This is a genomic window from Kribbella sp. NPDC054772, from assembly GCF_053611945.1.
This window is the reverse complement of record NZ_JBSHBJ010000050.1, coordinates 17,197-29,869: the sequence shown is the minus strand read 5'-3', so window position 1 is coordinate 29,869 and position 12,673 is coordinate 17,197. Positions and strand designations below refer to the sequence as shown.

Annotated in this window: 11 protein-coding genes and 1 pseudogene; 3 read left to right on the top strand and 9 right to left on the bottom strand. The window is 67.4% G+C overall.

The window, feature by feature from the left end:
• From ACWGID_RS39695 to ACWGID_RS39655, 9 genes and pseudogenes are all read right to left on the bottom strand, one after another.
• Nucleotides 1-193: pseudogene (locus ACWGID_RS39695) on the bottom strand (hypothetical protein); the annotation flags it as partial.
• A gap of 73 nt (nucleotides 194-266) precedes the next feature.
• On the bottom strand, nucleotides 267-1,916 hold the full coding sequence (gene groL / locus ACWGID_RS39690; protein ID WP_452204546.1) for a chaperonin GroEL: 1,650 nt from the start codon (nucleotides 1,914-1,916) through the stop codon (nucleotides 267-269).
• 25 nt (nucleotides 1,917-1,941) lie between these two features.
• Entirely contained in the window at nucleotides 1,942-2,967 is a 1,026-nt protein-coding gene (locus ACWGID_RS39685) for an NAD(P)-dependent alcohol dehydrogenase (protein ID WP_452204545.1), read from the bottom strand.
• Nucleotides 2,964-3,698, bottom strand: a complete 735-nt coding sequence (locus ACWGID_RS39680) for an iron-sulfur cluster assembly protein (protein WP_452204544.1) — start codon at nucleotides 3,696-3,698, stop codon at nucleotides 2,964-2,966. The genes ACWGID_RS39685 and ACWGID_RS39680 overlap by 4 nt, the downstream gene beginning before the upstream one ends.
• Complete coding sequence (locus tag ACWGID_RS39675; RefSeq protein ID WP_452204543.1) at nucleotides 3,695-4,714, bottom strand: amidohydrolase family protein; 1,020 nt, start codon at nucleotides 4,712-4,714, stop codon at nucleotides 3,695-3,697. Before ACWGID_RS39675 ends, ACWGID_RS39680 begins: the two co-directional genes overlap by 4 nt.
• A gap of 7 nt (nucleotides 4,715-4,721) precedes the next feature.
• Nucleotides 4,722-5,057, bottom strand: coding sequence for a propane 2-monooxygenase effector subunit MimD (mimD, locus tag ACWGID_RS39670; protein WP_452204542.1), 336 nt, complete (start codon nucleotides 5,055-5,057; stop codon nucleotides 4,722-4,724).
• 2 nt (nucleotides 5,058-5,059) lie between these two features.
• Nucleotides 5,060-6,157, bottom strand: coding sequence for an aromatic/alkene monooxygenase hydroxylase subunit beta (locus ACWGID_RS39665; RefSeq protein ID WP_452204541.1), 1,098 nt, complete (start codon nucleotides 6,155-6,157; stop codon nucleotides 5,060-5,062).
• A 1-nt stretch (nucleotide 6,158) separates the two neighbouring features.
• Complete coding sequence (locus ACWGID_RS39660) at nucleotides 6,159-7,196, bottom strand: FAD-binding oxidoreductase (RefSeq protein ID WP_452204540.1); 1,038 nt, start codon at nucleotides 7,194-7,196, stop codon at nucleotides 6,159-6,161.
• Between the two features lie 10 nt (nucleotides 7,197-7,206).
• The gene (locus tag ACWGID_RS39655; RefSeq protein WP_452204539.1) at nucleotides 7,207-8,841 is read right to left on the bottom strand and encodes a hypothetical protein; all 1,635 of its coding nucleotides are present in this window, start codon (nucleotides 8,839-8,841) and stop codon (nucleotides 7,207-7,209) included.
• A gap of 139 nt (nucleotides 8,842-8,980) precedes the next feature.
• On the opposite strand from ACWGID_RS39655, the gene ACWGID_RS39650 reads away from it, so the two are divergent.
• From ACWGID_RS39650 to ACWGID_RS39640, 3 genes are all read left to right on the top strand, one after another.
• Complete coding sequence (locus tag ACWGID_RS39650; RefSeq protein ID WP_452204538.1) at nucleotides 8,981-10,687, top strand: sigma-54-dependent Fis family transcriptional regulator; 1,707 nt, start codon at nucleotides 8,981-8,983, stop codon at nucleotides 10,685-10,687.
• 142 nt (nucleotides 10,688-10,829) lie between these two features.
• Complete coding sequence (locus tag ACWGID_RS39645) at nucleotides 10,830-11,591, top strand: amino acid ABC transporter ATP-binding protein (RefSeq protein ID WP_452204537.1); 762 nt, start codon at nucleotides 10,830-10,832, stop codon at nucleotides 11,589-11,591.
• Nucleotides 11,592-11,661: 70 nt separating this feature from the next.
• Nucleotides 11,662-12,585: a glutamate ABC transporter substrate-binding protein gene (locus tag ACWGID_RS39640; RefSeq protein ID WP_452204536.1), complete on the top strand. Its 924-nt coding sequence runs from the start codon at nucleotides 11,662-11,664 to the stop codon at nucleotides 12,583-12,585.
• The last annotated feature ends 88 nt before the right edge of the window (nucleotides 12,586-12,673 follow it).

Below are 12,673 nucleotides of genomic sequence, written 5' to 3'. Positions count from 1 at the left end.
AGATCTTTCTTTTTTTTCTCCTCTTTTGCTGGGGCGCCGGTGCCCCCTCGCTCCCCCCGGGGGCGGCCCCGGCCCCCCCCACGTCGTACTCACCACAGCACGCCAGCGCGACGAGATGCAGCCGGACCGGCGCCAGCAACAGCCCGAAGGTACGGGTTGCGGTGGCGAGCTGTGGTGCGGTCGGCTCGATCACGCGCCGACCCGGACCTTCTCCAGCAACTGGTGACGTCGGTCCGCCATCGCACTCTCCGAACTGGTAGATGGAACTAGTAGATGTTGGACGGCCGGACCATGCCCTCGGCGAGATCGCCGAAGCCGGGCGCCATGATCGCGCCGGGGTTGCCGAGGACCTCCTCGACGACCGCGGTCTCCGTGGTGATCAGCAGCGCCGCGATCGACGCCGCGCTCTCGAGCGCCGCCCGGGTGACCTTCAACGGGTCGATCACGGCGTCCTCGACCAGATCGCCGTACCGGCCGGTGAGCGCGTTGAAGCCGTGTCCGGCGGGCAGTTCGGCGACCCGCGCGACCACCTCGTCACCGTCGTACCCGGCGTTGATCGCGATCCAGCGCAGCGGCTCCGGCAACGCTCGCCGTACCACCTCGCGGCCGATCGCCTCGTCACCGGTGAGCTCGAGCTGTGACAACGCCGCCTGCGCCTGGGTCAGGGCGGTCCCGCCACCGGCCAGCACGCCTTCCTCGAGGGCCGCCCGGGTCGCGGCCAACGAGTCCTCGACCCGCAGCATCCGTTCCTTCAACTCGACACTCGTCGCGCCGCCGACCCGGATCACCGCGACCTTGCCCGCCAGCCGCGCCATCCGCAGCTGCAGGTTGTCCTGGTCGGCGTCGATCTTGGCCCGCTCGAACTGCTTCTCCAGCTGGGCGATCCGCGCCTCCACCAGTGACGCGTCCCCGTGTCCACCGACGATCGTGGTGGTGTCCTCGGTGATCGTGATCCGGTCGCAGGAGCCGAGGTGCTCGCGGGTCACGTCGGTCAGCTCGAGTCCGGTGTCCTTGGCGATCACCGAGCCGCCGAGTGCGGTGGCGAGGTCCTCCAGCTCGGCGATCCGGCGGTGCCCGAACCCGGGCGCCCGGACGACGACCGACCGCATCGTGTTGTGCATGTTGCCGCCGACCAACAGCTGGAGCGCCGGCCCGTCGACCTCTTCCGCGAGGACCACGAGCGGCCGGTCGGCACCCTGCGCCGCCTCGAGGGTCGGCATGATCTCCTGCACCTGCGTGATCTTCTTGTTGGTCAGCAGGATCAGCGGACGGTCGTAGACGGTCTCCATCCGCTCCCGGTCGGTGACCATGTACGCCGACACGTACCCGTGGTCGAACTCGATACCGTCGACGACCTCCACCGACATCCCGAGCGTGTCCGACTCCTCGGTGGTGACGACACCGTTGCGGCCGACCCAGTCGACGGCGTCCGCGATCACCTCGCCGATGGTCTCGTCGTCGCTGGCCGCCAGGGTCGCGATGTGCCGCAGCTCGTCCCGTCCGCGGACTTCGACCGCCCGGCCGCGCAACGCCTCGACCACCACCGGTACGGTGCGCTCGATGCCGCGGCGTACCCGCATCGGATTGGCGCCGGCGTCGACCTCACGCAGCCCTTCGCGGACCATCGCCTGGGCCAGCACGGTGGCCGTGGTGGTGCCGTCGCCGACCACCCCGTTGGTCTTCATCGCGACTTCCTTGACCAGCTGGGCGCCCATGTTCGCGAACGGCTCGCGCAGCTGGATCTCGCGGGCGATCGTGACGCCGTCGTTGGTGATCGTCGGCGGGCCGGTCAGCTTCTCCAGCACCGCGTTACGGCCTTTCGGACCGAGCGTCACCTTGATCGCGTCGGCCAGCGCGTTCACGCCGGACTCGAGCAACCGCCGGGCGTCGGTGTTGAACCGCAGTTCCTTCGCCATTGGTCAGCCTCCTGCTGTCGGATTTTCAGGGGATGAGGATCGCCCGGCCACGGACCAGGCCGCGGTCGAGGTCGTCGAGGGCCTGCTGGAACTCCTCCAGCGGGTACTTCGTGGTGTGCAGCGCGACCTGGCCGCGGGCCGCGAGGTCCATCAGGTCCTGCAGGTCGTTGTACGACCCGACCAGGTTGCCGACGAAGTTGATCTCGGTGGAGATCACGTCGATGGTCGGTACGTCGAGGTTCTCGCCGTACCCGACGACGTAGTAGTTGCCCGCCCGGCGGAGCATCTCGATCCCGTCGGCGATGGCGCCGCCCTCACCGACGAAGTCGATCACCGCCTCCGCGCCGTGCCGGCCGGTCAGCGCCCGGACCTGTTCGACGTGCGTGCCGTCGGCAACGATCCCGTGGTCGGCGCCGATCTCGACGGCCAGGTCGACCGCGGCCTGGTTGCGGTCGACCACGACCAGGGTCGCTGCCGAGATCGCCTTCAGCACTTGGATGCCGATGTGACCGAGTCCGCCCGCGCCGATCAGCACGCAGACTGCTCCCGGCCGCAGTGTCCGCGCCGCCTTCGCGGCCGCGTGGTACGCCGTCAGCCCGGCGTCCGCGAGCGCCGCCACATCGGCCGGTTCCAGCGCGTCGTCGATCTTGACGACACTCCGCGCCGTCGTCAGCAGGTATTCGGCGTACCCACCGTCGGTGTCGATGCCCGGGAACGCCGAAGCCTCGCAGTGCACGTCGTCGCCGGACCGGCACGCCCGGCACAGCCCGCAGGTGATCAGCGGGTGCAGGATCACCTTGTCGCCGACGGCGACATTCGTGACCGCGTCGCCGACCGCGTGCACCCACCCGGCGTTCTCGTGCCCGATCGTGTACGGCAACAGTACGCCGCTCTTCTCGGCCCACTGCCCCTCGAGGATGTGCAGGTCGGTCCGGCAGACACCGGCCCCGCCGATCCGCACGATCACGTCGAGCGGCCCGGTGATCTTCGGCTCGGGAACATCCGTCAGCTGAAGCTTGGTGTGATAGCCGACGACCTGTACGGCCTTCATCGAGTCCTCCTCGTATTGGTGATGCGGGTGGTCATCGGCTCGTCGTCGTACCGGGTCTTGAGCAGGCCGCGGCAGAAGTGCGCGTTGCCCTCGACCGAGATCCGGACCGCCTTCGCGAACCGCAACCGCATCGGCGCCGCATCCGGCGGCACCGGTACGCCGTCGTCGTCGACCAGCACCGGGTCCTCCGGCCGGATCCCGAGCCCGATGTCGCTCCGCCGCCGCAACAGCGCGTCCTTCTGCGGACCGCTGGGCAGATGCCAGAGCGTCAACCCCGGCAACTGCTCGACCGTCTTGCCGGTGGATCGGAGCAGCGCCATCACGCACCGCTCCATCGCAGCTGTATGTGCTTTGCGCTGGAAGGTACGGCGGAGTTCGTCGAGGTCCTGATCGGCCTCGGTTCCGAACGTGCCGACGTACCCCGCGGTCGCGGCCAGGCCGGCATTGATCTTGTCCGAGTCGTGGTGATCGTCGAGCAGCACCGTCACCGTGCCCACGTCCGGCACCCGACGCAGGGAGTCCACCGCGTCGGATGCCATCAGGTAGGCGAAGTTCGGTGCACAGAACGAGGTCGGCAGCCGCAGGTGCACGGTCACGCCGGCGTCGTCGATCAGGATCGAACGGACGAAGCCGAGGTCGGTGATGGGCTGGTCGAGTTCGGGGTCGGCAACGGTCGCCAAGGCGCCGACGACCTCGGACTCCAGTTCCAGCGACTGGGCGACCGCGGTCATGACGCTACTGCTTCTTCTCGCGACCCGACGCCGGCCGGCAGCCGGAGCTCCTCGGGTACGTCGAGCCCGTACAGGCTCGCCGCATTGAGGCCGAGGATCTTCTTCTTCTGCGCGACCGTCAGCGGCGCGTACTCGGACTGCTCAGGCGGGATCTGGAAGTCGACGAACTTCTCGACCAGCCACTTCGGCGTCCAGAGCGCGTAGTCGGACGAGAACAGGATCCGGTCCTCGCCGATCCAGTACAGCAACTCACCGATGATCTGCGCGAAGTATCCGGGCCTCGTGTGGATGAACGGCATCGCCACCGCGAGACCGCCGTACACGTTGGGTTCCTGGGTCGCGATCCAGCAGAAGTCCTCGAGTCGTGGCAGGCCGACGTGCTCGACGATGAAGTTGAGGTCGGTGTAGTCGGTCGCCACCTTGTCGATGTCGGCGACGTCGAAGGCGTCCCGGTCCAGGGGCCGGATGGTGGGGCCCTTGTGCACGTGGATGTTCTTGATCCCGAGCTTCAGGCACTCCTCGAGATAGCGCCGCGACCACGGGCTGTCGAGCTTGTAGCCGCGGGAGTCGCCGTGCCATTCGGCGGTGTAGAGCTTGACGCCCTTCAGCCCCATCCGGTCCGCGTCCTTGCGGAGCTGCTCCAGGCCGGCCTCTTCGTTGCGTGGGTCCCACGCGTGGTTGTAAGTCAGCTTGCCGGGGTTCGCCCGGGTCAGCGCGAGCGCGTCCTCGGTCTGCCCGAAGCCGCGTTTGTAGAAGTCCCCGAGGATCGCGGGCTGGAAGATCGCGTGGTCGACGTACCCGTCCTCGAAGAGGTCCTTCAGCAGTCGCTGACCGCCGTAGTACGTGTAGGTGTCGTAGTCCCAGACGACCTCTTCGGGGCTGAGGTTCTTGTGGTAGTCGTAGAAGCAGTCGATGAACTGTTTGCCGTGGATGTTGCGCTGGTTGTCCGCGCGCGCGTCCCACAGGGCGATGTGCGCATCGACGATGAAGTACTTCTCGCCGTCTCTGGAGTACATCCCGGCCTCACTTCGTGGTGAGGTCGAAGCCGATGTACTCGGCGGCGTCCTCGGGGCTGGCGAACAGGATGGTCTTGTCGTCCAGGTGCACCATCCGGCCGTAGTGGGTGGACGAGATCTCCTCGAACACCGAGCCGTCGAACTCCATCCCGAGCGCGTCGGACAGCTCGGCGTAGTCGAAGTCGAGCAGCCCGGTGCCGTCGACCCGGATCATCGACGGGTACTCGGTCAGCTCGATGCCGTCCTTGGCGCCCATCACCTGGGCGACGACCCGGCCGATCGGCGTGTTCATCAGCGTCACGCCGGTCTTGTTGGAGAACGAGGCTTCAGATCCGAACTGCATGCTCACTGGTCCAGCTCCTTCGGAGAGTCGAGCCCGAGGTCCTCGAGCAGGGAACGGAACTTGCCGGTCGCCGCGGCCAGGCTGTCCGCGAACGTGACCGATTTCTCGGCCGGCTGCGACCAGATCGGCTGCAGGGCATGCGCCGCGTCGAGACACCGCGGAACCCAGGTCGCGAGCCACTCACCGAACAGCACCTTGTTGCTCTCGCCGTACTCCGGGTCTCGCGTCAGCAACCGGAAGAGATTGCGGGTGTAGGACAGGTCGCGGTCGTAGTCGTGCTCGCCGGTGCCGACGATGGTCGGCGTGATGTAGTCGCCGTTCCGCGCGGCGATCTGCATCACCAGCTCGGTCCGGAACAGCGACCCGACCAGCTGCTCGAACACGATGTTGGTGGCGAACAACAGCTCGCACCAGTCCCCCACCGCGGTCAGCCGCTCGACCACCTCACGCGTCGGCTGCCACTCCGGAGCGCTCTGCCAGACGTCCTTGTGCGCCGACCCGTCGAACGGTACGTCGGCCTCCGCCAGATCCAGGTTGAACAGCGCGAGGTCCTGGGCGAACCGCATCTTGTGAGCCGCGTTGACCGCGACCGCGGTGTTGATCATGTTCGTCGGACCGGAGCGCTGGATGCTGGTGAAGACGTGCAGCGCGAGCCCGTTCTCGGCGTGCATCCAGGCGCCGAGGTTGCGCTCGACGAACTTCAGCCAGGCCGGGTTCCAGGCGTCGTACGCCCGGGCCCGCTTGGCGTTCTGCAGGCCGAGGTCGACCTGGCGGACGACCGCCGAGTTGTTCCGGTAGATCGTCTGGTTCCACTCCTCGTTCGGGTCGAGGAAGGCGTGCCAGTTGGACGACTTCGCCGCCGTCCACTCCTTCGGGTAGCCGCCAGGGCCGTCACCGAAGCCGTAGATCCAGCCCTGGCTGAGGTGCCGGTCCGGGTCCGGCTGGACGTCGACGGTGACATCCTCGTACATCGTCGCGCGCAGCTTGGCCGGCTTGTAGTAGTTGTACGACCGGCTCTGCGAACTCGGGAACTCCAGCGCGCCCGCCTCGGAGTCGGTGAACTCGATACTCGGAAAACTGCGCTGTTTCGTGTCTGTCATCTCAGGCTCCATCGGTAGCTGGGCTGGTGAACTTGTCGTAGAAGACCTGGTCCTTCGGGACGTTGCTTGCCTCCAGCAACTCCAGGGCGGCGTCCACCATCGGCGGCGGGCCGCACAGGTAGACCTCGCTGCGGTGCAGCTCGGCCTCGCGCCGCTCGACGATCTCGGTGACGTTGCCCTCCTCGACGTACAGTCCGTCCGCGCCCTGAGCCGACTCGGACAGACAGGCGACGAACTCGAAGCCGGACAACTGCGCACCGAGCTCCTGGATCGCGTCGAGGTAGAACAGGTCGGCCGCCGTCCGCGCGCCGTAGTAGAACCGGACCGGACGGGTGCTGCCGGTCTCCCGCAGGTGCCGCAGGATGGACAGGATCGGCGCCATCCCGGCCCCGCCGGCGACGCAGACGACCGGCAGCACGTGACCGTCCTTCAGGGTCGACGAGCCGTACGGCCCGGTCATGGACAGCTCGTCGCCGACGGTCAGTCCGTCGTCGAGCAGACCGGAGAACCGGCCGCCGGGGTACTTCTTGATCAGGAACTCGATCTCATCCGGTGTCGACTGGGTGGTCGCCATCGAGAACGAGCGGTGTTCGTCGGTGCCGGGGATCGTGAGATCGACGTACTGCCCCGGCTTGAAGTCGAACTGCTCGGCCGGCCGCAGCCGGAGCGACACGATGTCGCGGGTGACCGGTTCGATCGCCGCGACCCGGGTCGCGATGGTGCGGATCGGGATACCGCCGAGCAGTTCGTCCTCGTCGAAGTTGAGCAGCTCGATCGTGCAGTCGCTGTACGCGTGCGCCTTGCAGAGCAGCACGTAGCCCTCGGCGACTTCCGCGTCGTTGCAGGCGAACGTCGAGTAGCGCTCCATCTGGATGTCACCCTCGAGCAGGTACGACTTGCACGCCGAGCACTGCCCTTCCCGGCAGCCGTGCATCAGATGGATCCCCTGCCGGAACGCGGCGTCCAGGATCTTCTCCTCCTCGCCGACCTCCATCTCGATGCCGACCGGTTCGAACTGGATACGGTGCTTGTCAGCCACCGGGACCTCCTCAGGCGACCTTGGTTCCGTTGGCCCTGTACGCCGCCACGTGGGCCTCGCGCTCCGCGTCGGACATCTCGTTCAGCAGCACGTTCGGGCTCATGAACGTGTTGCCGCGGACGTCGTCGAGGGTCCACAGCTTCTTCGGGTCGTCGAGGTCCAGGTGCGGCTGACCGATCAGCGTCTTGCCGTCGTCGCGCACGTACCCGAGGTCCTGGACGATGTCGGCGAGGTCCTTGTTGTGGTGCAGCGTCTCCCACTCGCGGAAGCCGGTCAGCCGGCCCATGTTCGGCGTCGGCCGGCCGTCGTACTCGCTGCGGAAGGCGACCGCGTCGGTCCAGTAACAGGTCTCCGAGCAGTACGTGCGCCACTGGTCGTCGACCTTCTCGACCACCATGTCCTCGCGGATCAGCGCCGGCACCATGCAGGTCCAGCAGCGGTGCGGGTACTGGTACCCGACCTCCTCGAACGCGATCGGCTTGTTCTTACCGGGGTACGCCAGCCGGTTGTAGTTCTCCCACCACTTGCCGTACTTCGAGTACCAGCCGGGGTACTTCTCCTCGAACCACTCGAAGTCCTTGTCGGTCATCGCGTCGATCCGCCAGTAGTTCACCGGCCAGCCGGTCGCGAAGAACCGGGCCACCTCGTGCACGTAGCCCTTGTTGGTGATCCGGTTCCACGCTTCCTCGACCAGGTCGTGCGGAATCGTGAGACCGTACTTCTCCAGCGGCAGCAGATAGCTGCGGTAGTAGTCGTCGTAGATCCACCGGCGCCACATCTCGGCATAGCTCTCCCGGTCCTTGCGGCGGTCCTTCGTGCCGTACTCGATGAACGTGCCGATGGCCGCGTCCACGACGCAGTGGTTGTTCCACCAGGCGTAGCGCAGGTCGCGCTCCAGCAGCGGCCGGTTGCGCTCGTCGGCCAGCGCCATCAGCAGGATCGAGTAGCCGTTGCTGATGTGCCGCGACTCGTCGGACTGCACCGAGTGGAAGACCGTCGGCAACAGGTAGTCGCCGTTCGCGGCGGCCTCGTCCGGCATCGCGACGAACAGGGTGTTGGTGAACGCGGTCTCCGCGACCACGGTCAGGTAGATGTTCGCCGCGGTGATCGCGTCACCGGTGATGAACCCCTCACCGAACTGCCGGCCGATGGTGCCCGCGTAGTTGTTCGCGAACGCCTTCTCGGTCATGTCGAACCCGGCCGGGTCGATGTAGTTGTTCATGTACAGGCGCTTGAGGTTCATCTGGATCGTCGAGTGCCTGACCTCGTCGATCATCTGGACGGCGAGCCCGTTGTGGATCTCCGGGTTCGGTACGGCGTCGATCGCCATCGGCATCGCCCGGGCCGCGGAGATCTCCGGGAACGGGATGATGCTCAGGAACAGCTTCTGCCACTCCAGCCAGCGCTGCTGCACCTGGCGGAACATGTTGCCGCGGATCGCGCCGTCCATGGCGCCGTACACGCGGTTGTCCTTCTCCTCCTCCATCGGGAAGTAGGACCGCATGATCTGCTTCAGCGGGTCCTTCTTCGGCGCCTTCTCGAAGGTGTAGTCGGTGCCGAACCGGGTCGCCGGGGTCGCGAACGTCGGTTCCCAGGACAACTCGGTGATCTTGGCGTGGGCCTTGGTGAGACTCTGCCTGCTCAATGTGGGCCTCCTCATCGGGGTTGAGAAGAGATGAAAGCCGCCGAATCGATGTCTGCGTGTCTCAATGTGAGATGGCGGTCACACACTGGGCCGCTACCGTGGTGGGAACTCCGCTGGTGACGGACGTGAAGGAGATGCCATGGGCGCTGCGCAGCCGGTCCGCGCTGCAACACCGAGAACGGAGATCCGGTTCTCGTGGGAGCGATCTCATGCGTCTCAGGTCGACATCGACCGCCCCGCCCCGAAGTACTTCGACCGGATCGACCGCGAGACCACGCTGATGCGCGCGGCCCGGCCGGTCATCGACGCGCTCTCGTCGGAGCTGCACAACGAGCCGGTCTGCATCATCCTGACCGACGCGAAGGGGGTCGTCCTCGACCGCCGCGGCGGCGACCCGGCCCTGCTGCGCAGGCTGGACTCGGTCGACCTGGCGCCCGGTTTCCAGTACGCCGAGTCCGCGGTCGGCACCAACGGCATCGGTACGGCGCTCGAGGTGTGCGGGCCGATCCAGATCGACGGCGCCGAGCACTACAACGGGAAACTGCGGATGTTCTCCTGCGCCGGCGCACCGATCACCCATCCCGTCACCGGCGGTCTGCTCGGCGTCCTCGACATCACGACCCAGGCCCGGAACGCGAACTCGATCCTGCTGTCGTTCGCCAAGCTGGCCGCGCGGCGGATCCACGAACGCGTCGTCGAGGAGGCGAACGCGCTCGACCACGCCTTGCTGAGCGACTACTACGCGGCCTGCCGGCACAGCGGCGGTCCGGTGCTCGCGCTCGGCGACGAGGTGTTCATGATGAACTCGTACGCGCAGGCCCGGTTCGATGCCGGCGACCAGGCGGCGCTGATCGACCGCACCCGCGACGCCCGGGGCGGGACCAAGCCGCTGATCTTCCTCACCGACCTGCCCAGTGGGACGACCGCGCGACTGGCGTACCGCCCGACGTTCGTCGGCGACACCCTGGCCGGCGGGGTGATCCAGATCAAGGAGCAGCGGGGCCCGGCTCGCAGCCAGCACGTCGCTCGCGCGCCTTTGATTCCCGGCACGACCGGGACCAGCGCCGTCTGGCAGCACGTCGTCCAGGAGCTGCTGAACGCGTGCGGCCGATCCGAGTGGCTGATCGCCGAGGGCGAGCCCGGCGCCGGCAAGCTGTCACTACTCCGAGCGGTACGCCGCCACGTGGCGCCCGAGCGACGCCTCGCCGTACTCGATCCCGCGGTCACCGGCGACGACCTGCCGACCGAGGCGCGGGCGGAGCTGGAGGCCGGTTCCGACCTGATCATCCGGCGGGCGCACCTGCTGACCGGCGAGCTCCTCGACGGCCTGACCGAGCTGCTGCAGAGCGTCCGGGACGGCGCGATCGCCGGGGACGCCTGGGTCGCGCTCACGCTGCCCGCCGACCGGTCCGAGATCGCCGACGAGCTGCTGGCGTTCTTCCCGCGGACCGTCGAGGTGCCGCCACTGCGGCATCACGTCGAGGACGTGCCGGCCCTGGTCCGGTCGCTGCTCGCGAAGGCCGGGATCAACGGCCTGACGTTCTCCACCGCCACGATGAATCAGCTGATGCGGCTGCCCTGGTCGGGGAACATCACGCACCTTCGGTCGGTCCTGGCCGCGGTCGCCCGGCGCCGGCGGTCCGGCGTGGTCGAGCTGGCCGATCTGCCGCCCGAGTGCCGGGCCACGACGCGCCGCCAACTGACCGCGATCGAGGCCCTCGAGCGCGACGCGGTCGTCGACGCGCTGTCGACGTACGAGGGTGACAAGAAGGCGGCGGCCGCCGCGCTCGGGATGTCGCGAGCGACCATTTACCGCAAGATCCGCGAGTACGGAATAGTCACCTGACCCGGCCGGTCGCTCAGAAACGATCAGCGATGAACGATCCGTGATCGCGCCACTACGATCCGCGCCGGTTTATTGCAGATCGTTACCACCGTGGAACCACCCGGGCCTGCGGCCTCACCCCCGGCTCCAGTAGGTTCTGGCCATGAGCGATTCCGGCACCCTGACGAAAACCGGACTGGTGGCGCTGTCCGGCGTCAACAAACATTTCGGCGAGCTGCACGTCCTGAAGGACATCAATCTGTCCATCGACCAGGGCGAGGTCGTCGTGGTGATCGGGCCGTCCGGGTCCGGCAAGTCGACGCTCTGCCGCGCGATCAACCGGCTGGAGCCGATCGACTCCGGCAGCATCACGCTCGACGGTCAGCCGCTGCCCAGCGAGGGCAAGTCGCTGGCCAAGCTGCGCGCCGACGTCGGCATGGTGTTCCAGTCGTTCAACCTGTTCGCACACAAGACGATCCTGCAGAACGTCACCCTCGGCCCGACCAAGGTCCGCCGGACCGACACCAAGACCGCCGAGAAGCGGGCGATGGAACTGCTGGAGCGGGTGGGGGTGGCCAGCCAGGCCGAGAAGTACCCGGCGCAGCTGTCCGGTGGTCAGCAGCAGCGGGTGGCGATCGCGCGGGCGCTGGCCATGGACCCGAAGGTGATCCTCTTCGACGAGCCCACCTCGGCGCTCGACCCGGAGATGATCCAGGAGGTCCTCGAAGTGATGATCAACCTGGCCAAGCAGGGCATGACGATGGTCGTGGTGACCCACGAGATGGGCTTCGCCCGGACCGCGGCGAACCGGGTGGTGTTCATGGCCGACGGCGAGATCGTCGAGCAGTCCGACCCGGAGACGTTCTTCACCAACCCGACCTCGCGGCGCGCCCAGGACTTCCTCGGCAAGATCCTCAAGCACTGACCCGCCGCACGGTCCGCCCGCGGCTCAACCCGCGACGTAGCTGTAGTAACCAACGAAGGGGAACCTGATCATGAGAATGCGCAACCTCGTCGCCGTCTTCGGCGTCGCGGCGCTCGCGCTCACCGCCGGTGCCTGTGGCAAGGACGAGCCCGCCGCCGGCGGCAGTAACGGTGGCAGCGCCTCGGACTCGTGCGGCGACCTGCACAAGTTCGACACCGCGAGCGGTGTCGCGGTGGCCGGCAGCCCGGCCTTCACCAAGGCGCAGTCCCGCGGCAACCTGATCGTCGGCGTCAAGGCCGACCAGCCGAACCTCGGCTACAAGGACGCCAACGGCAAGCGCTGCGGCTTCGACATCGAGGTCGCCCGGATGGTCTCGGCCGGCCTCGGTCTGGACCCCGACAAGATCGAGTACAAGGAGATCCCGTCGGCGAACCGCGAGACCGCGATCGCCGGTGGTGAGATCGACTACTACGTCGGGACCTACTCGATCACCGACAAGCGCAAGAAGCAGGTCTCGTTCGCCGGGCCGTACTTCATCGCCGGCCAGGACCTGCTGGTCCGCAAGGACGACACCTCGATGGACGCCGGCAAGACCGCGCTGAAGGGCAAGAAGGTCTGCTCGGCGACCGGTTCGACCCCGATCCAGCGGGTCAAGGACGAGCAGCTGACCGAGGCGAGCAACATCTCCGAGTTCAAGACCTACTCGGAGTGCGTCTCCCAGCTGCTGGACAAGAAGGTCGACACCGTCACCACCGACGACGCGATCCTCAAGGGCTACGCGGCCACCGCGCCCGACGAGCTGCGCGTGGTCGGCAAGCCGTTCAGCACCGAGAAGTACGGCATCGGCCTGCCGCTGGCCGACAAGGCGCTGCGCACCCAGGTGAACACCATCCTGGAGAAGTCCGCCTCCGACGGCTCCTGGAAGGCGATCTACGACGAGACGCTCGGCAAGTCGGGTTCCGACTCGACCCCGCCGCCGCTCGAGAAGTACTGATCCATCAGCCGGGGGCGGGGGGGCCGCCCGGCGGCCCCGGCCGCGCGGGTTTACTGTGGAGAGAATAAGATTCGGCATCTATTAGGGA